Source organism: Rhizobium redzepovicii, assembly GCF_019793435.1.
Classification (GTDB): domain Bacteria; phylum Pseudomonadota; class Alphaproteobacteria; order Rhizobiales; family Rhizobiaceae; genus Rhizobium; species Rhizobium redzepovicii.
This window is the reverse complement of the sequence record NZ_JAILYH010000009.1, coordinates 149,447-171,513: the sequence shown is the minus strand read 5'-3', so window position 1 is coordinate 171,513 and position 22,067 is coordinate 149,447. Positions and strand designations below refer to the sequence as shown.

Below are 22,067 nucleotides of genomic sequence, written 5' to 3'. Positions count from 1 at the left end.
CTACCTCCTACGCCGTATGAGGGCATCGACTGCAGCAACACCGCGCCCTTCGGGAAGAACCATCAATGGATTAATGTCCAGTTCCTCCAGGCGTGCCACGTTCTTTACGACATAATCTGCCGCTGCTGCGATAGCGGCCACCGCGGCGTCGAGATCGCCTTTCGGCCGTCCGCGATAGCCATAGATCAATTTTGCCAGTTTGAGCCGCGAAATCGCCGCATGAATCTCGGTTTTCGTCGTCGGAAGCGGCAGGATGACGGAATCCTCGAGCAATTCGACAAAGATTCCGCCCGCTCCCAAGGTGAGCGACAAACCGAAGGCGGGATCGCGAATGGCGCCGACGATGAGCTCGGCGACCGGCGGATCAATCATCTTCTCGACCAGATAACCGGCATTCGGCCGCATTGCCGCCGCGGCGGTCGAGACCGCCTGACTATCCCGGAGGTTGAGCGCGACGGCGCCGGCTTCGGTCTTGTGTGCGATGCCGAGACCCTTCAACACGACGGGGAAACCGAGCCGTTCGGCCTGCTCGACGGCCTCATGGGGAGAAAAAGCCTGCAGCCCCCGGGGAACGGGGAGGCCACAGGCAGCAAGCTCCGCCTTCGCGTTAGCTTCGGTCAGCGTCTCGATCTCACCATCCATGGACGGCACGTCGAGCAGCGGCAGGGGAGGCGGGGCTTGCCAAGCTTGGCCAATGCCGGCTGCGACCTCAGCTGCAGCCATGGTTTCGTCGATGCCTGAGAAGGCGACGATGCCATTGGCCATCAGCCGATCGGCGACAGGTTCGGGCATATTCTCCGGAAGCGTCGCGAGAAGGCCGGCCAGCGCACCTGTCGCAGAGGCAGCAGTGATGACCGCATCTGCCGTCATTGCCCATTCGGACGCATCGCAGCGGTCGCGCCGCGGGAAGTCGAGGACGACCAGATTGAGGGCATAGCCGCCTTTGAACATGGCGCTGAAGGCTTCGGTCTGGCTGGCGAAATCGCCCCACACGAAGGTGTGGTAGTCGAGCGGATTGGAGAGCGTCACCATCTCGCCCAGCACCCGCCGCAGACGCGGCAATTGTTGCGGGTGCAGCGCAGGGAATTCGATATTGCGGCCGACGGCGGCATCCGCGATCAGCGAAGCCTCGCCGCCCGAGCAGCTCATCGACGAGATCGACCGGCTTGGCAGAGGGCCGGCGACATGCAGCAGCTTCAGGGTTTCGAGCAGCGCCGGCAGGCTCTGGACACGGCCGATGCCGAGGCGGGCAAGCACGGCATCCGCCACGGCATCACTGCCGGCAAGCGAAGCGGTGTGCGACACTGCCGCCTGTTTTGCCTGCTCGGATCGGCCGACCTTCAGCACGACGACCGGCTTCTTGGACCGGCGGGCAATGGCAGCAAGGCGTTCGAGGCCGGAGAGATCGCCGAAACCTTCGACATGAAGGCCGACCGCCGTGACACGCGGATCCTCGATCAAGGCGCAGGCGACGTCGGCAAGCGTTGTCTGCGCCTGGTTGCCGGCCGTGACCATATAGGCGATCGGCAGTCCACGGGTCTGCATGGTCAGGTTGATGGCGATATTGGAAGACTGCGTAAGGATCGCCACGCCGCATTCGATGCGCTTCATGCCGTGCTGGTCGGGCCAGAGCAGCGCGCCGTCGAGACCGTTGATCAGTCCGTAGCAGTTGGGCCCAAGGATCGGCATGTTGCCGGCCGCCGAAAGCAGCGCCTGCTGCAGGTCGGCGCCATCGGCAAGTTCCGCCGTCGCCTCGCTGAAGCCTGATGCATAACAGACCGCGCCGCCGGCGCCGGCCGCAGAAAGGCTGCGCACGATATCTACGGTGAGCGTCCTGTTGACGCCGACGAAGGCGGCATCCGGAGCGGAAGGCAGATCGGCGACCGAGCGATAACACAGCCGCCCGAGCACCTCGTCGAGTTTGGGATGGACGGGCCAGATCTTGCCTGAAAAGCCCATGCGGTCGCACTGCTCGATCAGCCTGCGCGCCTCGCGGCCGCCGAAGACGGCGATCGTTTGCGGTCTGAGCAGGCGGTCGAGCGGGCTGGATGTCATCGGCTCACGCTCCCAAAGGCCGAAGCAGGTCGCGGCTGATGATATGACGCTGAATTTCGGAGGTGCCGTCCCAGATGCGCTCGACGCGGGCATCGCGCCAGAAGCGGGCGAGCGGCAGGTCGTCCATCAGGCCCATGCCGCCGAAGATCTGGATCGCCTCATCCGTCACGCGGGCGAGCATTTCGGAGGCATAGAGCTTGGCAGAAGCGATCTGCCGGTCTGCCGGAAGGCCGGCATCGAGCCGCCAGGCGGCTGAAAGCGTCAACCACTCGGCCGCGTCGATCTCGGTGATCATGTCGGCAAGCTTGAACGAGACGCCCTGATTGGCGCCGATCGGCTTGCCGAACTGCTTGCGCTCGGCGGCGTAGGGCAGGGCCATCTCGAAGACGCGCCGCGCCCGGCCGACGCAGGTGGCGGCCACCGTCAACCGCGTGCCGTAAAGCCATTGATTGGCGATATCGAAACCGCGATGCACCTCGCCCAGCACCTGGGCTTCCGGTATGCGGCAATCTTCGAAGCTGAGCGTCGAGTTATGGTAACCGCGATGCGAAACGGAATCGTAGCCCTTGCGGATCTCGAAGCCCGGCGTGCCACGATCGACGAGGAAGGCGGTGATCTTCTTCTTGATGCCCTTCGGCGTTTCCTCCTCACCCGTCGCGGCAAAGACGATGACGAAATCGGCGACATCGGCATGCGAGATGAAGTGCTTCGTGCCGTTCAGCACGAAGTCTCCGCCATCGCGGCGGGCGGCGCATTTCATGCCGCGCATGTCCGAACCGGCATCCGGTTCGGTGATGGCGAGCGCGTCGATCTTGTCGCCGCGCACCGCCGGCAGGAGGTAACGCTCGCGCTGCTCACCCTCGCAGGCCATCAGGATGCCGGAGGGCCGACCGAAGAAAACCGTCAGCCCGAGCGAACCGCGCCCGAGCTCCCGTTCGACCAGCGTGAAGGTGACATGGTCGAGCCCGGCACCGCCGATCTCCTCGGGGAAATTGCAGGCATAGAAGCCGAGATCGATGCATTTGCGCTGGATTTCGCGGCCAAGCTCCGGCGGGACGATGCCGGTCCGCTCGACCTCGTTCTCATGCGGATAGATCTCGGTTTCGACAAAGGCGCGAACCGTCTCGACGATCATTTCCTGTTCCTGGCTGAGACCGAAATCCATGCCCTGTCTCCTACCGTTTCTGGCCGACGTAGCGGCCGGCGCCTTCGGGCAGCGCCAACGCCGCTTGGGCGCTGGCGATCGCCTTGACCTTGTCGAGCACGGCGGCCGGCGCCGACGCGGCCTTGCCGACCTTGCTGTCGACATGCAGCAGCATGTGCTCGGCGGTTGCGAGGGGCTCGCCCGTCGCCGTGTCGGAGAGGGTATGGAAGAGATGCAGCCGCTTTTCGTCGACCGACAGGATCCGGCAGGTCGAGTGGATCGCCTGGCCGAGCTTCGCCTCGCCGAGATGGCGGATGTGGCTTTCCACCGTATAGTAGCTCTGCCCCGCCTCGACATAGGCGAGATCGACGCCGATCAAGCGCAGCAAAGCATCTGATGTATCGCCGAAAATCTGCAGGTAGCGGTGCTCGGTCATATGGCCGTTATAGTCGACCCAAGCCGGGCTGACCTTCGTCTCGACGAGCCTCAGCGGCTTCGACGGGTCGAACGACTTCGTCGCGCCGCCGCCCGCTGCCCAGAGCGATTGCTCGAAATCCTTCAGCAGCTTGCCGGCGCCCCAACCCTTGCCGCCGTCGCCGCCCTTCAGCGCCTGCAAGATGCCGACGAGGTTTTCGTCGCGGATGCGTTCGAGCGCACGGATCGACAGGCCGTCCGCCTGCTCGTCGGACTGTCTGCCGATCTTTTCGATCAGGGCGTCGTCGAGATCGACGACATCGGTGAGTTTGGTCCAGGGCCAGGCAAGGCAGGGGCCGAACTGGGCGAGGAAATGACGCATCCCGGCCTCGCCGCCGGCTATGCGGTAGGTCTGGAACAGGCCCATCTGCGCCCAGCGCAGGCCGAAGGAGTAGCGGATGACATCATCGAGCGTCTCGACGGTGCAGATATCATCATGGATGAGCCACAGGGCCTCGCGCCAGAGCGCTTCGAGCAGTCGGTCGCCGACGAAGGCTTCGATCTCCTTGGCGATGTGGACACCCTTCATGCCGATCAGCGGCAGTCTTTCCATCGCCGCCTGGATGGTCGCCGGCGAGGTCTTTGCCCCGCCGACGATTTCGACCAGCGGCAGCAGATAGACGGGATTATAAGGGTGGGCGACGAAGAGGCGTTCGGGATGCGTCATGTCGCGCTGCAGATCGGTCGGCAGCAGCCCCGACGTAGAGGAGCCGATCAGCGCTTCCGGGCGGGCCGCGGCGTCGATCTCGGTCAGCACGCGGCGCTTGAGGTCGAGCCTTTCCGGTACGCTTTCCTGGATCCAGTCGGCGTCAGTGACGGCTTTAGCGAGCGTCGGGCAGAAGCGCAGCCTGCCTCGCGGCGGCAGCGGTGCGCCTGTCAGCATGGCATAGGCTTTTTCGGCGTTGGCGATCACCTCGCCAACGATGCGGCTTGCTTCCGGATGAGGGTCGAACACATCGACGTCGATGCCGGCCAGCAGGAAACGGGCGATCCATCCGCCACCGATAACGCCGCCGCCGATACAGGCCGCCTTGCTGATCTTAGTCATGATATCCTCAGCGTTTCGTCAGCTTCAGCTTCTTGCGCACATCTTCCGGTCCGATGATGCGCGCTCCCATGCCCTCGACCACCTGCACGGCCTTTTCGACGAGCTGCGCATTGGTGGCGAGCTGGCCTTTGCCGACGAAGAGGTTATCCTCCAGGCCGACGCGCACATTGCCGCCGGCCAGCACCGCCGCGGCCGGATAGGCCATGGCGTTGCGGCCGATCGAAAAGGCCGAGAAGGTCCAGCTCTGAGGCAGGTTGTTGACCATCGCCATGAACGTGTTGAGGTCGTCGGGCGCACCCCATGGAATGCCCATGCAGAGCTGGATCAGCACCGGGTCTTCGATCAGGCCTTCCTCGGCAAGCTGCCTGGCGAACCAGAGATGGCCGGTGTCGAAGGCCTCAATCTCCGGTCGCACGCCGAGATCCGTCATCTTCCTCGCCATGGCCCGCAGCATGGCCGGCGTATTGGTCATGACATAATCGCCGAGGTTGAAGTTCATCGTGCCGCAGTCGAGCGTGCAGATCTCGGGCAGGCATTCGGCGACATGGCTGACGCGCTCGCTGGCGCCCGCCATGTCAGTGCCTCTCGGATTGAGGGGAAGGGGGCTTTCGACATTGCCGAACACCAGATCACCGCCCATGCCGGCGGTTAGATTGAGGACCACATCGATATCGGCCGAGCGGATGCGGTCGGTGACTTCCCTATAGAGATCGTTGCGGCGGCTGGCGGCCCCCGTTTCCGGATCGCGGACATGGCAGTGAACAACGGCCGCCCCAGCCTTGGCGGCGTCGATCGCGGAGTCCGCGATCTGCTTGGGAGTAATGGGAACATGGCTGGATTTGGAAACCGTATCGCCGGCGCCGGTGACGGCGCAGGTGATGAAGACATCGCGGTTCATCGCAAGAGGCATGATTTTTGTTCTCCCCGTGTTGTCAGGCATTACGCGGCAGGATCGGCGGAGATGCTTTGCATTCTCGGAAGCTATCGATACATTATCGGAACTAGAGGAGATGACCTTGCTGCAGCGATCAACGGAACCGCTCGATATCGACCTTCTCGTCCTACCGGAGACGAACCTGATCCTGATCGCGTCGGTCATCGAGCCGCTGCGCGGCGCCAACCGCATCGCCGGCAGCGAACTCTATCGCTGGCGGCTCTTGACGCCGGACGGAGCGCCGGTCCCGACCACCAGCGCGATCGCCATCCCGGCTGAGGGCACTTTCCAGGCGACGACCGAGGAGACGCCGCTTTTCGTGCTGGCCAGCTACAACTGGCGCCGCAGCGCGACGCCGGCGCTGAAGATGCAGCTGTCGCAGGCGGCCCGACACCGCACGATCATTGCCGGCATCGAGTCCGGCACATGGCTGCTGGCGGAAGCAAGTCTGCTCGACGGGCTGCCGGCGACCGTCCACTGGGAGGATTACGAGGATTTTGCGCTGGCCTATCCTGAGGTCAGGGCCGTCAAAGACCGTTTCGTCATCGACGGCAAGCGGTTGACGACATCGGGTTCGCTGCCGACCGTCGACCTGATGCTTGAGGTGATCCGGCAGCGGCAGGGTTATTCGCTGGCGCTCGAGGTCAGCCGGCTGTTCCGTTACGAGCAGCCCTCCTTTCATATCGATGAACCGCTGTCGGCGGCCTCGGCGGGACTGCGCATGCATGATCCCCGCGTGACGCAGGCGGTACGACTGATGGAGGAGCATATCGAGCAGCCGCTGATTTTGGCGCGGCTCGCCCGCAGGGTGGGCGTCAGCGCCCGGCATCTGCAGGATCTTTTCCAACAGAGTATCGGCGCGCCGCCGCATGTGCATTATCTGGCGCTGCGGCTGAATGCGGCGCGCCGCAAGGTGATCGAAACAACAGCCTCCTTCGCCGACATCGCGGCGGCGACCGGCTTCAATTCAGCCTCGGCCTTTGCAAGAAGCTACCGGGCGAGTTTTTCCGAGAGCCCGTCCGAAACCCGTCGCCGCCTGCGCCGCCGCATCACGCCATCGCCGGCGCCGCCATAGGCTGGAAGGCTTCGCGCACCATTTCGGCGAGTTCCCGGACGGCCTCGCTGGAACGGAACGTGCTGCGGCGAAGCACGACCTTCGAGGAATCGACCGGCGGAAAACCGTCTTCGGCGGTCAGTTCCCGGCAGCCGGGCGGGATGCTGCTGCGGGAAAGCGTGGTGACGGCAAGGCCTGCGGTCACCGCGTTCTTCAGCCCCGAGCCGGTATCGGCGATGAAGGCGATCCGGTAGCTGCGGCCGATCTGTTCCAGCGAGCGGAGCGCAAAATCGCGTGACCAGGTGGAATTGCGATAGGTCGCGACGGGCAGTGGATCGATGTCATGCAGCCGGTGGACCATCGATGTGACCCAGACTGTGGGATCAATGCAGAGGACCTCGCCCTTGTTCTGGTCGCTCCAGTCGAAAACGACGGCGAGATCGAGTTCGTCCCGTTCCAGGGCGGCGAGGTTGCGGACCGTGTAGTCGCAGGACACCGTGACCTCGACCGCCGGATGGCGCACGGCGAAAGCCGCAAGGGCTGCCGGCAGCACCGTCTGGCTATATTCCTCGGGAATTCCGATCCGCACCGGCCCGTCGAGCGGCTTGCTGCGGATCGTCGCGGCGGCCTCGTTGAGGAGGTCGATCACCCTGCGGGCATAAGGCACCAGTTGGATGCCCTGGCGGGTGAGCAGTACACCGCGGGCGCCACGCTCGAAGAGGATCTCGCCGATCGCCGCCTCGAGCCTCTTAATCTGGGTGCTGACGGCCGACTGCGTCCGCCCGATGCGTTGGGCAGCCGCAGAGAAATTCGACGTCTCGGCGACGACCAGGAAGGTCCTCAAGAGATCGCTCTCGATTGGTTCATGCATGACAGAGCCATAGAAAAAATCGATAAGAGCTATCTCTACTATTCGTTTGTCTTATGTCAATTACCGGCGCAGAAATGAGCGGCGTTCGACTTCCTTCTTTGAGACCATCTGCGTGACCATTGAAAATCCGACCACGCGCCTCGCAGGCAGCGAGCACGAGAAGGGTGTGCTTCTCATCGTTGCCGCGACGCTCGCCTGGAGTGCGAGCGGCGTTTACTCGCGGCTGCTCACGACCGACGTATGGACGGCGATCGCCTGGCGGTCGTTGTTCGGAGGCCTGTTCCTGCTGATCCCCTGCCTTTTCCTCGAAGGGGGCATCTCGCGGCGGCAATGGCGTTCCGTCTTCCATCCCTCCGGTCTTGCGATGATCGCATGCCAGACCTTCAGTCAGGGATGTTTCATCGGGGCGCTCTACATGACTACCGTCGCCAATGTGACGATGATCTATGCGACGACGCCCTTCATTGCGGCTCTGTTCGGCTGGCTCATCCTCGGAGAGAGGGTCGCCAGGCGGACGCTGATCGCCGGCGCCGTGTCCCTCTTCGGCGTCGGCGTCATCGTCGCCTCGTCGATCGGCGGCGGCACTGGTTGGGGCGACCTCTTAGCGCTCGGCATGACCGCGTCCTTCGCGCTCGTCATCATCATTCCGCGCATCAATCCCGGCGTGCCGAGCCTGCCGCCGACCGTCGTCAGCGCTTTCCTGACCCTCGTCATCTTCGCGCCGTTCGGTTCGGTCGGCTCGCTCGACCTGCACAACTGGATCGTCCTTGCCGCCTTCGGCGCCACCAATTTCTCGCTAGCGCTGGTGCTCTTCCTCGCCGGCGCAAAACGGATGCCGCCGGCAGAAGCCGCGCTGATCGGCACGATGGAAATCGTGCTGACGCCCTTCTGGGTCTGGCTGCTGTTTTCGGAACAGCCGCCGGTCGCCACCTATTTCGGCGGCGCAATCATCCTCGGCGCCGTGTTCTGGCACACGGCAATCGACTTCAACCGCAGCCAGCAGTCACGCGACCGCTAAGCATGTCGCGCAAAAGTGTACAGCGGTTTTCCCAGGCAAAGCGCGAAGCGCTTTTGCCGTAACGACATGCGTAAAAACAAAGATCTAAAGCGCAAGGAGCGAATCTGAAAGATCGCGACGCGCTTTAGAGCCGGCTTTGCAGCGTCATGGGGTCTTTAGCCTCAATTAGCCGAAGAACGCACGAAGCTGAGCGAAAAATCCGCTTGGTTGAGGATCTGCCATCTTACGCACGCGGCGAGCGACTGTTGCCGCGCTGACGCGTTCACCAAAATGACAGAAGCAGACAAGCTCGTGCAGTTCCCCGTCGCTGAGTTCGAAGAACCGTTTGGCTTCTCCGTAACTATCATTTTCCATTCCTGCCGCCCGCAGAATGGGATCAGCGAATGCAACCGAGATCGGCGTGTCGTCATCCCGCATGGCTATGCGATCTGCGATCGGCTGATATTCCGTTTCGTGAAGCGTCTTAAGAAACGGTCTGGGGCTGCGTTCGAGACTTTCGGCCCACCGTTCAATCCGTTCGCGCCGCGTTAAGTCAAGGCGCTTGCAGGTCGTGCTGACCTTCGCAATCGTTTTCAACTGCTCCAGTGCATACTGTTCCATTTCGGCCTCCTATCTCCGAGAAAAATAGATGGTCCGCTCCCAAAAATAGCGTGGCTCAGGTCGCAGCCGATGTCCAATCACGATTGGCAACGGCATCTGCCGCTGGTCGGACAGAGGCGGTCACAGCGCGACAACCGGCAGAGAAACCTTGCATTGCTCAGGCCATTTGATCGGAGATCTGCAATTCAAATCTTCTGAACCGATCCGGAAAACCGCCCTATTCCGGGGATCAACTCATAGCTTCCGGCGGCATGCTATCGGAGTTTTCCGACTGTCGTCTTTGAGTTGCGCCCATGTCGTTTTTTCGGGCGCTGTTTTCCGCCGGGCATGGTTTGCTTGTGATGTTCAAGGCGCTCGTCACTGGCGACAGAACCGTTGGAAGGCCGACCGAAGATTCCAAGATGAATCGAAAGGAGGTTCTGGAGTCCGAAACCAGCTCTTTGCGCAGCAAATCGGCGGATTGCGGCGGTGATGACGAGCGGAAACGACAGGCCAGACCTATCGTCTTCACTCTTCCCCTCCATCCAATCTGTCCCCGCCTATTTGCGAAATTCGTATATCGCCCGATGCGGCGTTGTGAATACCGGGCTGCAGAGGAGGCAGGCCGGAGGAAAAATTGCCATCGATTGCATCGGTTGCAGATCGAGGCATTCAACGAATGGGAGGAATCCATGAGCAAGAATAGAGGCGTCGTTTATCTCCGGCCGGGCAAGGTCGAAGTTCGCGACATCGACGACCCGAAGCTGGAAGCGCCCGACGGCCGCCGCATCGAGCACGGCGTCATCCTGAAGGTGATCTCCACCAATATCTGCGGCTCCGACCAGCACATGGTCCGCGGCCGCACGACGGCGATGCCGGGCCTGGTCCTCGGTCATGAAATCACCGGCGAGATCATCGAGAAAGGCGTCGACGTCGAGATGCTCGACATCGGCGATATCGTCTCGGTGCCGTTCAATGTCGCCTGCGGCCGTTGCCGCTGCTGCAAGTCCCAGGATACCGGCGTCTGCCTGACGGTCAATCCGGCCCGCGCCGGCGGCGCTTATGGTTATGTCGACATGGGCGGCTGGATCGGTGGACAGGCGCGCTACGTCACCATTCCCTATGCCGATTTCAACCTGCTCAAAATCCCTGATCGGGACAAGGCGATGGCGAAGATCCGCGATCTCACCATGCTCTCCGATATTCTGCCAACCGGCTTCCATGGCGCTGTGCGCGCAGGCGTCGGGGTCGGATCGACCGTCTACGTCGCAGGCGCCGGCCCTGTCGGCCTTGCGGCTGCCGCTTCGGCGCGCATCCTCGGCGCCGCCGTCGTCATGGTCGGTGATTTCAATAAGGATCGCCTGGCGCATGCGGCAAGGGTCGGTTTCGAACCGATCGATCTCTCCAAGAGCGACCGCCTCGGCGACATGATCGCCCAGGTCGTCGGCAGCAATGAAGTGGACAGCGCCATCGACGCGGTCGGCTTCGAAGCGCGCGGCCATTCGGGCGGCGAACAGCCGGCGATCGTGCTCAATCAGATGATGGAGATCACCCGCGCCGCAGGTTCGATCGGTATTCCCGGCCTCTACGTCACGGAGGATCCTGGTGCCGTCGACAATGCCGCCAAGCACGGCAATCTGTCGCTCCGCTTCGGCCTCGGCTGGGCCAAGGCGCAGTCTTTCCACACCGGCCAGACGCCGGTGCTCAAGTACAATCGGCAGCTCATGCAGGCGATCCTGCACGACCGGCTGCCGATTGCCGATATCGTCAACGCCAAGGTCATTCCGCTCGACGAGGCCGCCGCCGGATATGAGAGCTTCGACCACGGAGCGGCGACGAAATTCGTCCTCGATCCGCACGGGGACGTCGCGAAAGCCGCTTAGCGGTTACGATTGAACACTCGACGCGATGGGATGGCCGGCCGCAAGCCGGCCATCCTGCATTCATCAGGAATTTGCCGGCGGAATTACTGGATGCTGAACGGGAAATATTTTGCGTTGATCATGTCGTAGGTCCCATCCGCCTTGATGCTCTTCAACGCTTCGTTCAAGCGTGTAAGACGCTCCTTGTCATCCAGGCGCAGCGCGATGCCGGCACCTTCGCCGAAGTATGTGACGTCGACCAGATCCGGTCCTTTGAACTCGCAGCAGGTTCCCGCCTTGGTGTTGGCGATCCAGTCGTAGATGGCGAGTTTGTCCTCCAGGATGATATCGACGCTGCCATCCGACAACCCCTTGTACAATTCAGGCGAAGACCGGAAGATCTTCTTTTTCATCTCCGGATAGAGATGGTTGGCGTAGGATTCCTGCGCCGTCGACGACGTCACTCCGAGAATCTTGCCGCTGAGGCCAGTGGGGCTGACATCGCTGATCGGCGAATCCTTGCGAGCGATGAACACGGAGGGGCTGTTGTAGTATTTTTCCGTGAAGGCAACCTTTTGACGCCGCTCGAGGCTCATCGACATGGACGAGATGATTGCGTCGTATTTATCGGCAACGAGGTTGGGGATTATGTCGTCCCATTTCTCGATGATGAACTGGCATTCGAACTTGCCGACCTCGCAAAGCGCATTGGCAATATCGATGTCGAAGCCCTGAAGCTTGTTGTTTGCATCGAGATAATTGAAGGGCGGAAATGCGCCTTCGACGGCAATTCGCATCGGCATACGATCTTGCGCGGCAGCCTGGATTGGCACGGCCGCGGCCAACAACATACCGAAGCCCCCCGCCATCAGCGCTGCGCGCAACATCGTCTGAAGGGATATGCGCAGCATCGTCGTGTGCTCCTTGGGGCTATTCGATCTCGCCCATAGTGCGCCCCAGCTTTTAATTCTACGTGAACGCTTCTTTGCTAGCGTCGACGCATGCGCCCATATCGTGGTGTTCAGGGGTCTAGGCTTGCACATCGTTGTTCCTTCCAGCTCCAATACGTTTCAGCAATCCTGGATCGCCTCGGGAAGGATTCTCTTTCTGATCGCCGTCAGCGGGCTGGGAGCGATTGGGCTCGTCGTGCTTTCGGCGCTCTGGGCAGGAACCGAGAGCGACGCCGCCGCCCTTGATCGCCAGCGCCAGCTCGTGAATGCGCGCCTGCGAGAGCAGGTCGATCAGGTCGCACATGTTATCGGCCAGTTCGGCAACGGCTACCTCACACGCGTTTATCCTGCCGCCCGGTCAAACGGAGGCTCCTCCAGCCTCGACGCCGTCCTGACGGCGGCGGCCGGCAGTGCGATCAGCCAGACCGCAATGTCCGCCTTCGGTTACGACCAGGCTTTCGTCGTCGACGAGAAGGCCCAACTACTCATGCTGTCGGACGCCCAGACGGAAAAGCGTTACCGCTGGATGAAGCCCCTCTTTGCGCCTCTCCTTCAGGATGCCCGCCTGGGGGTGAGACAAGGGACGGCGTCGGAACGAACGCCGTCCTCGATGGAAAGCCGCGTTGCGAGTGCCGCCCGCCCCAACCGTGCGTTGGCCAATCTGATGCGGTTGGAAGGCCGCCCGACGATCGTCGGGGTCGTCGCCATCAACGACGCCGATCAGGGACGGCAGCAGCCGATACGGCAATTCCTGGTCGTCGTTCGGTTTATCGATGGCGCGGCGCTCGATGAATTAAGCCGGCAACAGGGGCTCAACGGGGCGCGCTTTGCGCGTACCGCCGATGCCGACGAGAACGAGGTTGCGTTTCAGATCGACGCGACGGCAAACGGCGAACCGATCGGCTTCATCGTCTGGCGGCCCGATCTTCCGGGATCGAGAGTGATCGGCCGTTTGATGCCGGCGCTTTCGATTGCAGCCTTGGTGATCGCGGTCCTGTTCTCGTTTCTGCTGGTGCGCCTGCGAAGCAGTCTCGGCGAGTTGAAGAAGAGCGAGCTGCATGCGCGGCAGCTTGCCTTGCATGATGTGCTGACCGATCTTCCCAACCGCGCCTTGTTCGCGATGCGGTTCGACGAGTGCCTGGCCGAGACGCGCAATTCGTCCGAGCGCTCGGCCGTTGCGCTTCTCGACCTCGACCGCTTTAAAGCCGTGAACGACACGTTCGGCCATGCGGCCGGCGATGAACTCATCAGGATGGCTGCGGAGCGGATCCGCGCCATACTGCGTCCAGCCGACACGCTTGCCCGGCTCGGAGGCGACGAATTTGCCCTGCTTCTCCGGGACATCAAAGATCATGATCAGGTTTTGCCGGCAATCTGCGAAGCCATCGTTGCCGAACTTGGCAAGCCCTTTCCGCTTTTGCACGGCGAGGCAGTCGCCCGCGTCGGCGGCTCGATCGGCGTGACCGTCGTGCCGGATGCCGGCCGAAATGCCGACGACATCATGCGCTATGCCGACGTCGCGCTTTACGAGGCAAAGATGGGCGGCAGAGGTCAATGGCGCCTCTATTCGCCCTCCATGGACGGCGGCAGGAACGCGCGCGACATTCTCAAAAACGAATTGCGCGAAGTTCTCGCCAAAGGCACGGCTTCATCCGCCGGCTCACCTTCGGATCCTATTACAACCAGGCCGGACTTCGGATCGCTCGAGGTCTATTACCAAACGGTGCACCGCGCCGAGGGCGGATACGCAGCGTCGGGCGCGGAGGCGCTGGTGCGCTGGCGTCACAGCCAGCGTGGTCTGCTGACGCCCGCCAGCTTCATCCCTGTCGCCGAGGAGGGCGGCCTCATCGACGCTCTCGGTTTCTGGGTGCTGCGCGAAGCCTGCCGAGCCGCCTGCAAATGGCCCGACGATACGTTTGTTGCCGTCAACGTGTCTCCCGCCCAGTTGAGACGGCCGAATTTTGCCGAGGAAGTCTTCGCCGTGCTTGAAGAGAGCGGACTGCCGCCATCGCGGCTCGAGCTCGAGCTTACCGAGTCCTCGCTCATCGAGGACAACTCGGACGTCTATTCTGTGCTGAAGTCGCTGCGCAGCCGAGGTGTTCAGATTTCGCTCGACGATTTCGGAACCGGCTTTTCATGCCTCAGCCATCTGATGCGCTTCGACATCGACCGCATCAAGATCGATCGATCGTTCGTCTCGCTGCTCGGCACAAAAGCCAACGGCGCAGCGATCATCGGCGCCATCGTCGCGCTCAGCCGCAACCTCGGTATTTCGACGACGGCGGAAGGGGTTGAAACCGAATATCAACGCGACTTCCTGGCCGCCCTTGGCTGCACCGACCTCCAAGGCTATTTCTTCTCCAAACCGGTTCCTCTCCGCGAACTCGGTTGTTTCCGCGAAGCTGAGAGCGCCGCCGGATTACTGACAACCGCTTCAGGCGCCGTCGCCTGAAGGCTTCCGATCTTCCACAGGTCACGGGAACTTTCGCCGCGGGCGGCGGTTGACGCCCGGAGAACGGAGGATGGGATGGGCGAGATAGGCGAGTGGCGGCACCTTTGCGTCGACATGCAGCGGATGTTTGCCGAAGACACGCCTTGGCATGTTCCCTGGATGGCGCGGGTCTCGCCGCAGATCGAGGAACTCGCTGGGCGGCACCCGTCCCGAACGATCTTTACCCGCTTCCTGCCACCCGATCATGCCGACGAGATGCCGGGGAAATGGCGGGATTATTACCGGAAATGGTGGATGATGACCGGCGAGCATCTTCCGCGCGACCTCGTCGATTTGGCCTCATCGCTGACATCACTGGTTCCGCCGGCAAGGCACTTCGACAAACGCACCTATTCCCCCTGGATCGACGGCCGCCTCCATCCGATCCTTCAGTCGGAACGGGTCGATACGCTTGTGATAACAGGCGGTGAAACCGATGTCTGCGTGCTTGCCACAACACTCGGCGCCATCGATTTCGGCTATCGGGTGATCGTGCTGAAAGACGCCGTCTGCAGCGGCGCCGACGATACGCACGACGCCTCGCTGGAACTCCTGCACGACCGCTTTTCCGTGCAGCTCGAACTGATGGAGACCGAGGAATTTTTGCGAGGCGTTGGCTGAAGCAGTTCCCGTCAGCGCACGCCCAGTTCGCGATGCGACCGTCGGAGTTTTGCGGGCGTGACGTGATAGGTGCGCCTGAACCAGTTCACCAGATGGGCGCAATCGGTAAAGCCGCATTCATAGGCGATCTGGGCGATAGACCGATCGCTGTTAAGTACCATCCACTTCGCGGCTTTCAGGCGCATCTGGCGCCAATATTCGCCGGGAGCGACCTGCAGATGTTTTTGGAAAAGCCGGGAAAGCTCCCGTTCCGATGTACCGACGCTCGCCGCGATGTCGGCGAGCGAACAGAGCTCGTACATCTTCTGCCGCATCAGCCCGATCGCATTCACGACGCGGCGATCCCCGCACTTCATGCCGAGATCGGGCTCTTCGATCGCGCCTTGCCTGTCGAAACCGTGATCGCCGAGAAGGTAGTGAAACGCCTTGTGCGCACGGGATTCCCCGCAGGCATTCGAGACCAGATACATTGCAAGCTTTATCGACGCCAACCCGCCGGGACAGGTTATGACGTCTCCGTCGACCACGACCGGCCGGTCGGTGATCGGAGTGATATCCGGAAAAGTCTGGCGCAGCAGCCCCGCCAGCGTGAAATGGACGGCGCATTTCTTTCCGGCAAGCACGCCCGCCTCGGCCAGCACGAAACTTCCTGAACAATTGCCGGCCACCGGCACGCCGTTGCAAACGGCGGCAGTAACGAAGTCATAGAGTTCCGGCGGGATCCTGTGGTCGGCATGGAGTATGCCTCCATGCACGACGATGAAGTCGTAATCACTGGGATTTCCGTATGTCCTGCCGGGTGTCAATTCCAGGCCGCAGCTCGACCGTATCGGATCGAGACTGTGCGACAGCAGATCCCAGTCACAATAGATGCGCCGGCTGAAATCACCTTCGTCGCCTGCAAGCCGGAGAAAATCCGTGAAGCAGGCAAGCGGCATCAGCGTGAAGTTCGGTGTCGCGACGATCCCCACCCTGAGCGGAGAGGTGATCTCGGGTGGCGGCTTGCTCGGCCCCAGCTGGGAGTAGTCGCGCTGCAAACGATGGTCCTCCGGGCCATGGAAATTGTCCTAAACGTACAATACCGCGGCAACCAAGACAAATACCATCGATTTGCGTTGGGAGGCGCGGTCCGAGGCTCGGAAAACCGGCATTCCCTCCCGCCAAGCAGACATGCCAAAGCGCAAAAGGGGAACATAATGAAGAATCTTCTCGCAATTTCGACGGTCGCTTTGATCGCCGGCATCGCATCCAACGCCAGCGCCGCTTGCGGTACCGTCACCGTCGCCAACATGAACTGGCAAAGCGGCGAACTTCTCGCCCATGTCGACAAATTCATCCTCGAGCACGGTTTCGGCTGTCAGGTGGAGTTCGTGCCCGGCGACACCGTGCCGACGATCACCTCGATGGTGGAAAAAGGGCAGCCCGACATTGCCGGCGAGGCCTGGGTCGATCTCGTTCCGGAAATCGTCAGACGCGGCGTCGACGAGCACAGAATTGTAAATATCGGACCAGCCTTGACCGATGGCGGCATTCAGGGTTGGTATATACCGAAATTCATCGTCGACGCTCATCCCGAGATCAAGACCGTCGATGATGCCTTCGCGCATCCGGAGCTTTTCCCCGCGCCCGAGAATACCGCGAAAGGAGCGGTCTTCAACGGTCCGACCGGATCGGGCGGCTCGGTCGTCACTGCCCAGCTTTTCAAGGCGTATGGCGGCGAGGCCAAGGGCTTCGACCTCGTCGACCCCGGAACCCAGGCCGGCCTCGACGGCGCCATGGCGCGGGCCTATGAGCACAAAGAGGGATGGATGGGCTATTACTGGTCGCCGACCGCCCTTCTTGGGAAATATTCCATGGTGCGTCTCGAAGCCGGCGTCACCAACGATGCGGCGGAGTGGAAGCGCTGCAACACCGTTGCCGATTGTCCCGATCCGAAAAAGAACGAGTGGCCGAAGGACCATGTGGTGACGCTGGTGTCGCAGAAACTGGCGGAAAGCGGAAATGCCGGCGTGATAGACTATCTGCGCAAGCGCTCATGGGACAATCAGACCGTCAGTTCGGTCATGTCGTGGATGACCGATACCCAGGCCGGCGGTGACGACGGCGCGGTGCACTTTTTCAAGGAGCATCCGGAGGTCTGGAAGTCGTGGCTGAGCGCCGATGTGGCGGCGAAAATCACCGCCGCTTTCTGAACGATAAGCGCGCGGGCCGCCGGGGCCCGCGCGTCCGCACGGCAAACCGTGAAACCCGCTAGGATTCAACATGACGAGTTCCTTTCCGAAGACCTTCTCGGACATCACGCTTGCAGGCCATAGGCTGCGCAACAGGATCGTGTTCGGCGCCCATACGGCAAATATGTCGGTGAATGGACTGCCGGGCGATCAGACCACCGCCTATTATGTCGAACGGGCGATCGGCGGGGCAGCGATGATCGTCGTCGAGCCGATGCCGGTCCATCCGGCGACCGTGCTGACGCGCGGCAATTTCCGCACATCGGACGATTCCGTCATCCCGGCGTTCAAGAGGCTGACCGACAGCGTCAAGCAGCATGGGGCCGTCATCGTCCAGCAGCTCTATCATGTCGGAAGCCACGGAGACTCCGATCTTTCCTTTCATCCGCATTGGTCGCCTTCGGGAGGACCGAGCTATCACGACAGCGACGGCTCGCATGCGATGACGGAGGACGAGATCGAGGAGACCATCGAGGCCTTCGTCAAGGCGGCGCTGCGCTGTCGGGCGGCAGGTTTTGACGGCGTCGAGGTCTGGGCCGCCTATGGCGGGCTTCTCGATCAGTTCTGGACACCCTTCTATAACCGCCGCGAGGATCGCTGGGGCGGGAGCCTCGAAAATAGAACGAGATTCTCCAGGGAAATTCTCAGCCGCATCCGGCAGGCCTGCGGCCCGGGTTTCATCATCGGGCTGACCGTCAGCGACGAGCCGGGCTGTCCCACGGCTCTCAATCGTGATCAGTTGACCGAGATCGTTGCCGGCCTCGATGAAAAGAGGCTGATCGATTACGTGACCTGCGGCTCGGGCGGATATTTCGACTATGGCAGCCTGATGCCGACCTTTCTCTATCCCGAGCGACTGGGTGTCGAGCTGTCGGCCCGCCTCAAGCAGGTCGTGAACCATGCGCTGGTGACGGCGGAAAGCCATATTCGAACGCCCGAAAATGCGGAAATCACGCTCGGGGAGGGGGCCGCGGATCTGGTTTCGATCGTCCGCGGCCAGATCGCCGACCCGCATCTTGCCAACAAGGCGCGCCAGGGCACGCCTGAAGATATTCGCGGCTGTCTGTCCTGCAACCAGATGTGCTGGGGCCGCCGCTCGCGCGACTATTGGATCAGCTGTCTGATCAACCCTTCCGTCGGGCGCGAGGCCGAATGGGGCGGTGACCGGTTCGAACCTGTCGACAATCCCCAGTTCGTGCTGGTCGTCGGGGGAGGGCCAGCCGGATTGGAAGCGGCGCGCGTGGCCGCCGAACGAGGCCATCGGGTTATTCTTGCGGAAGCCTCGGACCGGCTGGGCGGCGCTTTCCGCCTTGCCGGCGAGCAACCCCGGCGGGCGCAGATCCTCGACCTCATCCGCTGGTACGAAACCTGCTTCGAAAAACTCGGCGTCGAGGTTCGCTTCAACAGCTATATCGAGGGAAGCGACGTCGCCGAGATCGGCGCCGACGTGGTGATCTTAGCGACCGGATCGCTGCCGCAGGAGACAGGCTTTCAGAAGGCTATGCCCAACCACCCGTCGCTCGCCGGCATTGAACGAGGAAACGTCTTCTCCGCCGAAAGCGTCATGGCCCGCCAGGCACGGCTCGGCAAACGTGTTGTCGTGGTGGACGAAACCGGCGGCTGGAAGGGCTGCGGCACGGCCTGGAAGCTTGCCGAGCAGGGGCACGAGGTCGTGCTCGTCACACCCGACGCACTCATCGGAAAGGAACTGCAGCGCACCTCCGCCGACGTTCCCCTGCGCCGGACGCTCAGCATGCTCGGCGTTCAATTCCGATCGGAGACCAGCATAGAGAGCTGGCAAGGCAATGCCGCAATCCTCGTCTCCCACCTGACCGGAAAACGAGAGACGATCGGAGCCGACAGCCTCGTCTTCTCCACAACCAATGTTGCCGCGAACTGGCTCGCCTTGGAGCTGGCCGAACTCGCTATCCCCTTCGTCGAGATCGGCGATGGTGTGGCACCAAGGCAGGCTCCCTATGCCTTCTATGAGGGACGGCGCGCCGGAATGGCGATCGGAGCCGTAGAGGACACGCGAAACGGCGCAACGGCGAAGATTCGTGCGGCATAGTCGGATTGAAGATCGTCATGCTGATCGCCAGCCCGTCTGCAGAGCAAGTCGCGACAGCGCCGAGTTAAAACCGCGAGGCACTCTCGAAAGTGAGGAACGGCATCATGCGAATTCCTCTTCGAATATCTTCACCGGCCGGTCCCACTGGATGAGGACGACACAGCCGGTATCGCTCCATACCGAGTGTTCGCTGCCCGGCGCATTGACGATATAACTGCCGCTGATGTAATCGCCCGTCTCGTCGGATTGAACGCCGTCGAGCACCAGGATGGTCTCGAGCCCTTCGTGGCGATGGCGGGGAACGGAGGCGCCGGGCTCATATTTCAGCAGCGCCACGCCCGGCTGATCACCCTCGAAGGGGCGGATCCAGTGAATGGTGACGGCATCGCGGAAGGGGCCGAATTCCAGCTCCTTCCAGCCGCCTGACGTCAGGCGTTCGCGGGTCGTTTCAGGCATGGGCGATACTTTCCAGAATGTCGTCGACATGCGCGGTCCAGCCGACGATCGCGCCTTGGGCGCGGATCATGGCGATAGCTGCGGCTTTGAATTCGGGGAAGTAGCTCTCCGTCGCCTCCTCGGCGAGAAGGCATTCATAGCCGCGGTCGTTTGCTTCGCGCATCGTCGTCTGCACGCAGACTTCGGTGGTGACACCAGCAAAGACCAGCTGACGAATGCCCTTCTCTTGCAACACGGTGCCAAGTTCGGTGGCGTAGAAGGCGCCCTTGCCGGGTTTTTCGATGACGACTTCACCCTTCACAGGAGCGAGTTCCGGCAGGATTGCCGTGCCGGGTTCGCCTGAGATCAGGATGCGGCCCATCGGACCTTCGTCGCCGATCTTGAGCGACGGATTGCCACGGTCGCGTTTGGCCGGCGGCAGGTCAGAAAGGTCCGGCCGGTGGCACTCCATCGTATGGATCACAGGCAGGCCGGCATTGCGGAAGCCCAGGATGAGGCGTTTGACATCAGGCACGATCCTGGTGATACGGCTGACATCATTGCCGAGGCTTGCGCCGAAGCCGCCGGGTTCGGCGAAATCACGCTGCATGTCAATGACGATGAGGGCGAGCTCATCGTGCTTCACCGGAAAGGCGAAAGGTTCAGCTTTGATCTTCGCCATCAATGATGCCCCGCCATGTGGGCGCCGATCACGCCAATATCGGCCGAGCGCGCCGGTGTCTCGTAGACCAGCTTGCCTTCCGAAATGACCATGATGCGGTCGGACATCTCGAGCAGTTCGTCGAGGTCCTCGGAAAGCAGCAGCACGGCAGCGCCCAAATTGCGTGCCTTCATGATGCGGGCGCGGATTTCGGCGACGGCCGAGAAATCGAGACCGAAACAGGGGTTCGAGACGATCAACAGATCGACATCGCCGGTCAATTCGCGGGCGAGCACGGCACGCTGCACGTTGCCGCCCGAAAGCGCTGCGATCGGCGAGGCGGAAGAGGCCGTCTTGACCTTGAAGTCGGAGATCAGCGCCGAGGCACGCTTCTTCATGCTGCCCTTGTTCAGCCAGATCGCGTCCTTGCCGTCCGATTTCAAGTCGAAGGTGCGAAACGCAAGGTTCTCGCTCACGGTCATCTTCGGCGCACAGGCATTCTGCAACGGCTCTTCGGGGATGAAACGCACCCTGTTCTTGCGGGTCTCGTCGCGGGTGGCGCCGTAAGCCTCGCCATTGACCATGACCTGGCCGCTATCGGTCGGGCGCTGGCCGGCCAGAATTTCCGTCAGCTCCTTCTGGCCGTTGCCCGATATGCCGGCAATGCCGACGATCTCGCCGGAGCGGACCGTAAGGGCGTCGATCTCGATCGTCTTCAGGCCGGAGCGATCCGGAGCTTTCACCTGGCTTACAGTGAGCACGGATTTGGCCGCTTCCGCCACCGGCAGACGGCTGTCGAGCTCGGCGAGCTTGACGTCGCCGATCATCATCGCCGCCATCTCGGCGGTGGAGAGCTCGCCGACCTTACCGGTGCCGACCAGCTTGCCGCGCCGCAGGATCGAAACGGCATCAGCGAACTTCGTCACCTCGTGGAACTTGTGGGAAATCATCAGCACGGTGAGCTCGCCGCGCTCGGTCATCCCGCGCACGATGCCAAGCATCTCGTCGGCTTCGGCGGGCGTCAGCACCGAAGTCGGCTCGTCGAGGACGAGGAAGGAGCGGCCGAGATAGAGCTGCTTGACGATTTCGAGCTTCTGCTTTTCGCCGGCGGCAAGCTCGCTCACCGGCCTGTCGAGCGGGATCTTGAACGGCATGCGCTCCATGAAATCCGCCAGATCCTTGCGTTCCCTGGCCCAGTTGATCACCGCGGGCACTTCGGTGCGGCTGATGACAAGGTTTTCCGCGCCGGTCAGAGAGGGAACCAGTGTGAAATGCTGGTAGACCATGCCGAGCCCATAGGCCGCTGCATCCTTGGGTGAGGCAACCGCCACCTCGCGACCGTCGACCGACAGCGAGCCTGAGGTTGCGTGATAGAAGCCCATGATGCATTTGACGAGTGTCGACTTGCCGGCGCCGTTTTCGCCGAGAAGCGCGTGAAAAGAGCCGGCCGGAACGGCGATCGAGACGTTGTCGAGCGCAGTGAAGCTGCCGAAACGCATGGTCATATCGAGCGTCTCGATGCCGACGGCCTTGCCGGCTTGCGGAAGGGGCGTGTCGCGGACTGTGCTCAC

The 22,067-nt window shown here is 62.1% G+C and carries 19 protein-coding genes; 7 read left to right on the top strand and 12 right to left on the bottom strand.

The window, feature by feature from the left end; genetic code table 11:
* From K6N12_RS16300 to bcoG, 4 genes are read right to left on the bottom strand one after another with little or no spacing between them, the layout of a single operon-like run.
* Positions 1-2,055, bottom strand: a complete 2,055-nt coding sequence (locus K6N12_RS16300; protein ID WP_222134944.1) for an acetate--CoA ligase family protein — start codon at positions 2,053-2,055, stop codon at positions 1-3.
* 4 nt (positions 2,056-2,059) lie between these two features.
* On the bottom strand, positions 2,060-3,220 hold the full coding sequence (locus tag K6N12_RS16295) for an acyl-CoA dehydrogenase family protein (RefSeq protein WP_097626186.1): 1,161 nt from the start codon (positions 3,218-3,220) through the stop codon (positions 2,060-2,062).
* A 10-nt stretch (positions 3,221-3,230) separates the two neighbouring features.
* Positions 3,231-4,721 carry a carnitine 3-dehydrogenase gene (locus tag K6N12_RS16290; RefSeq protein ID WP_097626187.1) on the bottom strand — a complete coding sequence of 497 codons (1,491 nt, stop codon included), beginning with the start codon at positions 4,719-4,721 and terminating at the stop codon, positions 3,231-3,233.
* A 7-nt stretch (positions 4,722-4,728) separates the two neighbouring features.
* Positions 4,729-5,631, bottom strand: a complete 903-nt coding sequence (gene bcoG / locus K6N12_RS16285; RefSeq protein ID WP_131711204.1) for a 3-dehydrocarnitine:acetyl-CoA trimethylamine transferase BcoG — start codon at positions 5,629-5,631, stop codon at positions 4,729-4,731.
* 106 nt (positions 5,632-5,737) lie between these two features.
* Between bcoG and K6N12_RS16280 the strand changes: the two genes are divergently transcribed.
* Complete coding sequence (locus K6N12_RS16280) at positions 5,738-6,730, top strand: GlxA family transcriptional regulator (protein WP_375166343.1); 993 nt, start codon at positions 5,738-5,740, stop codon at positions 6,728-6,730.
* Here K6N12_RS16280 and K6N12_RS16275 read toward each other — a convergent pair.
* Entirely contained in the window at positions 6,705-7,580 is an 876-nt protein-coding gene (locus K6N12_RS16275; protein WP_041672096.1) for a LysR substrate-binding domain-containing protein, read from the bottom strand. The two genes, K6N12_RS16280 and K6N12_RS16275, sit on opposite strands and share 26 nt — an antisense overlap.
* A 112-nt stretch (positions 7,581-7,692) precedes the next feature.
* Between K6N12_RS16275 and K6N12_RS16270 the strand changes: the two genes are divergently transcribed.
* Positions 7,693-8,598: a DMT family transporter gene (locus tag K6N12_RS16270; RefSeq protein WP_183780117.1), complete on the top strand. Its 906-nt coding sequence runs from the start codon at positions 7,693-7,695 to the stop codon at positions 8,596-8,598.
* A 165-nt stretch (positions 8,599-8,763) separates the two neighbouring features.
* Here the strand turns inward: K6N12_RS16270 and K6N12_RS16265 are convergent, their stop codons facing one another.
* A complete protein-coding gene (locus K6N12_RS16265; protein WP_097626191.1) occupies positions 8,764-9,198 on the bottom strand; it encodes a hypothetical protein in 435 nt (144 codons plus the stop codon).
* Between the two features lie 229 nt (positions 9,199-9,427).
* On the bottom strand, positions 9,428-9,709 hold the full coding sequence (locus K6N12_RS16260; RefSeq protein WP_131711207.1) for a hypothetical protein: 282 nt from the start codon (positions 9,707-9,709) through the stop codon (positions 9,428-9,430).
* Between the two features lie 160 nt (positions 9,710-9,869).
* Here K6N12_RS16260 and fdhA point away from each other — a divergent pair, with 160 nt between their 5' ends.
* Positions 9,870-11,060, top strand: coding sequence for a formaldehyde dehydrogenase, glutathione-independent (fdhA, locus tag K6N12_RS16255; protein WP_097626332.1), 1,191 nt, complete (start codon positions 9,870-9,872; stop codon positions 11,058-11,060).
* Between the two features lie 83 nt (positions 11,061-11,143).
* Here fdhA and K6N12_RS16250 read toward each other — a convergent pair whose 3' ends face one another.
* Positions 11,144-11,950 carry an ABC transporter substrate-binding protein gene (locus tag K6N12_RS16250; protein ID WP_183780120.1) on the bottom strand — a complete coding sequence of 269 codons (807 nt, stop codon included), beginning with the start codon at positions 11,948-11,950 and terminating at the stop codon, positions 11,144-11,146.
* 103 nt (positions 11,951-12,053) lie between these two features.
* Here K6N12_RS16250 and K6N12_RS16245 point away from each other — a divergent pair, with 103 nt between their 5' ends.
* Together K6N12_RS16245 and K6N12_RS16240 are read left to right on the top strand one after the other, a co-directional pair.
* Positions 12,054-14,441, top strand: coding sequence for a putative bifunctional diguanylate cyclase/phosphodiesterase (locus K6N12_RS16245; RefSeq protein ID WP_222134942.1), 2,388 nt, complete (start codon positions 12,054-12,056; stop codon positions 14,439-14,441).
* Positions 14,442-14,516: 75 nt separating this feature from the next.
* Positions 14,517-15,101, top strand: a complete 585-nt coding sequence (locus K6N12_RS16240) for a cysteine hydrolase family protein (RefSeq protein ID WP_097626194.1) — start codon at positions 14,517-14,519, stop codon at positions 15,099-15,101.
* A gap of 11 nt (positions 15,102-15,112) precedes the next feature.
* Here K6N12_RS16240 and K6N12_RS16235 read toward each other — a convergent pair whose 3' ends face one another.
* Positions 15,113-16,138 (bottom strand): GlxA family transcriptional regulator, encoded by a 1,026-nt coding sequence (locus K6N12_RS16235; RefSeq protein ID WP_222134941.1) that lies wholly within the window; start codon positions 16,136-16,138, stop codon positions 15,113-15,115.
* A 159-nt stretch (positions 16,139-16,297) separates the two neighbouring features.
* On the opposite strand from K6N12_RS16235, the gene K6N12_RS16230 reads away from it, so the two are divergent.
* Together K6N12_RS16230 and K6N12_RS16225 are read left to right on the top strand one after the other, a co-directional pair.
* A complete protein-coding gene (locus tag K6N12_RS16230) occupies positions 16,298-17,293 on the top strand; it encodes a glycine betaine ABC transporter substrate-binding protein (RefSeq protein ID WP_222134940.1) in 996 nt (331 codons plus the stop codon).
* Positions 17,294-17,363: 70 nt separating this feature from the next.
* Positions 17,364-19,400, top strand: coding sequence for an oxidoreductase (locus tag K6N12_RS16225; protein ID WP_222134939.1), 2,037 nt, complete (start codon positions 17,364-17,366; stop codon positions 19,398-19,400).
* Positions 19,401-19,502: 102 nt separating this feature from the next.
* Here K6N12_RS16225 and K6N12_RS16220 read toward each other — a convergent pair whose 3' ends face one another.
* Genes K6N12_RS16220 through K6N12_RS16210 form a run of 3 tightly spaced genes read right to left on the bottom strand, consistent with a single transcriptional unit; the run spans position 19,503 to position 22,067 of the window.
* Positions 19,503-19,856 carry a cupin domain-containing protein gene (locus K6N12_RS16220; protein ID WP_222134938.1) on the bottom strand — a complete coding sequence of 118 codons (354 nt, stop codon included), beginning with the start codon at positions 19,854-19,856 and terminating at the stop codon, positions 19,503-19,505.
* Entirely contained in the window at positions 19,849-20,517 is a 669-nt protein-coding gene (locus tag K6N12_RS16215) for a cysteine hydrolase family protein (protein ID WP_027683078.1), read from the bottom strand. The genes K6N12_RS16220 and K6N12_RS16215 overlap by 8 nt, the downstream gene beginning before the upstream one ends.
* Positions 20,517-22,067 carry an ABC transporter ATP-binding protein gene (locus K6N12_RS16210; RefSeq protein ID WP_222134937.1) on the bottom strand — a complete coding sequence of 517 codons (1,551 nt, stop codon included), beginning with the start codon at positions 22,065-22,067 and terminating at the stop codon, positions 20,517-20,519. The genes K6N12_RS16215 and K6N12_RS16210 overlap by 1 nt, the downstream gene beginning before the upstream one ends.